The organism is Brevundimonas sp. (assembly GCF_031082345.1).
Lineage (GTDB): Bacteria > Pseudomonadota > Alphaproteobacteria > Caulobacterales > Caulobacteraceae > Brevundimonas.
Genome location: NZ_JAVHLH010000347.1, coordinates 1 through 2,122, shown reverse-complemented (window position 1 = coordinate 2,122; position 2,122 = coordinate 1). Strand labels below are relative to the sequence as shown.

Annotated in this window: 3 protein-coding genes; all 3 read right to left on the bottom strand. The window is 70.4% G+C overall.

What is annotated here, in order from left to right; genetic code table 11:
• Positions 1–121: 121 nt before the first annotated feature.
• Complete coding sequence (locus tag RDU12_RS15120) at positions 122–709, bottom strand: hypothetical protein (RefSeq protein WP_308685458.1); 588 nt, start codon at positions 707–709, stop codon at positions 122–124.
• Positions 710–862: 153 nt separating this feature from the next.
• Positions 863–1,507, bottom strand: coding sequence for a DUF1054 family protein (locus tag RDU12_RS15115; protein WP_308685456.1), 645 nt, complete (start codon positions 1,505–1,507; stop codon positions 863–865).
• Positions 1,508–1,518: 11 nt separating this feature from the next.
• Positions 1,519–2,122: cyclic nucleotide-binding domain-containing protein (locus tag RDU12_RS15110; RefSeq protein ID WP_308685454.1), on the bottom strand; the 604-nt coding region annotated here is incomplete at its 5' end.

The following is a 2,122-nucleotide window of genomic DNA, read 5'->3' as shown; positions in this document are numbered from 1 at the left end:
GGTGGTTCTGGACGATCATCGGCGCCGTGGTCGCCGGCGGTGCCGCGACGGGCCTGTACTTCGGCCTGACCGCCGGCGAGGGCCCGAACGGCCCGGACGCCCCGCAGGTCATCCTCGAGTTCTAGCCGTCTTCCTTGAGCTTCGAGAGAAACGCAGCGTAGCGGCGCGCGGACACCTCGACGGGCGGCCGGCCCGAGCGCTCCACCTCGCGCGCCTGCCGCTCGGCCAGCCAGCCGACCGTCAGCGCCAGGGTTTCCAGGCGCTGGGCGAAGGTGAAGTAGTCGTCCAGGGTCGCGCCGGGCAGGGCATCCAGACGCTCGGCGATCTGCACCCGCGTCGGCTCGTCCAGCAGGAACGCCGCGCCGCCGTCCGGAACGTCGCGCCTCAGGATGACCTCCCAGGCCACCGCCACGGGGTGGAAGGTCAGTAGCCAATAGGTGAACTCGATCCGCCAATCGAGCGGCTGCGAGCCGGGCGGCACGACCCACCGACACGGGTACTGCCGGCGCACGACCTCACCGAAGTACGCGCCGGCCATCGTCGCCACCAGCCCGCGCACCGGATCCCGAGTGGCGGCCCGGGGACGGTCGGCAAGCAGCGAGAGATAGTGGTCGAGGAGAGGGATGGTGTCGGGGTCGTAGTCGAGGCACAGGCCCAGCGCGCGCTGGACGGCCCGGACGCAACCGTCGGCCACCTCGGCCACGTCCACGACCGGCGCGTCTGGCGGCGTCGGATCCGCCCGGACCGCGGCCCGACGCGCAATCCTCGGCCGGCGCGAAGGGCTCATGAGGTACAACGCGCCGGAACGAGGCGCCGGGGATGGAACAATGGAACGGGAAGCATGGAACGGATCTCCGAAATGCTAGTCCTCGGACGCCATCAGGCGGTAGATCGGCGCCAGGCGCTCGAAGGCCGTCATGATCTCGATCTGGGCGAGCGTCCGGGCACGGCTGGAGGACCATCCGAAGCCGATGTCCAGGCCGCCGGTGGGCGAACGCAGGGCGCCGATCAGCGCGCGCCAGAAACCCTCGTCCAGGGCGATCTCGTTCAACCCGACGGGGGTACCGCCGCCGTTGCCGCCGTTGGTCCCGGCGAAATAGGAGCGCAGCCCGGCCATGGAACGGAAGCGCTTGGCCAGGTTCGACTGCTCGCGCTCGATCCGTCGCGCGAGCCGCTCCCGCTCGCCGCGGGCTTCGGACCCGAGCGACACGCGGGCGTGGACGCCGGAGCGGTTGACGGCCAGGGTGAAGTGCGGATGGTCCCGGAACTTCTTCCTCGAGGCCGAGAAGGCAGTAAACGCCTCGCGCACGGGGCCCTCGCGGCCCCCCTGGAAGGCCAGGTGGGGGTGCAGGTCGATGCCCACGAGCTGCGAGAGGCCGGGGATGAGCGCCTCGGACAGCCGACGCAGCTCGGGCCAGATTTGGCCCTTGACCAGCTTGCGGCTCTTGTCCCCTTCCGAGGCGGAGAAGGCCGCATAATGTTCGCGTTCGAGTCGAATGGCCCCCATGTTATGGCGCCTCACACGATCGTCAGGTCGTCGGCCGCCGTGCTCGGCTGTCCGAGCAGCGACCGGGTCTCTTCTTCCCTCTCGCGCGCGACCCGTCGCAGCTCGTCGAGCAGCTCCGGATGCGTCTCCGCGACCCGCAGGAACCTTCCCCGCGGGAGCGTCAGGACGGCACTATCATACACCATCCGCACGGTGGCGGTGGCGGGACGTTCGACCACCAGCGACATTTCTCCGAAAACGTCGGCCGGGCCCAATTCGGCCAGCCGCACGACCTGTCCCTTCTTCCCTTTCCCCTCCCGGCGCAACACCTCGGCCTTGCCCGCCACGATGAGGAATAGGCCCGGAGACGGCTTGCCCTGCGTTACCGGCTCCTCCCCAGCGGGCAAGACGCGGCGGTCGAACGCCTCGAGCACCTGGGCGCGCTCGCTGTCGGCCCAGCCGGCGAAAAGCGGTGATGTTTCGAGCAGGTTGGCGATCATGCGCTGCCGGCAGAACTCGACCAGCTCGTCGGCCAGCGACGGTTCCCGCGCCGCGATCGCCTCGATCACGTCGCGCGCCAGGCGCAACGCCATTAGGCCCGTCTCCGAGCGCGCGCCGGGCGGGTCGCCGCCGTGC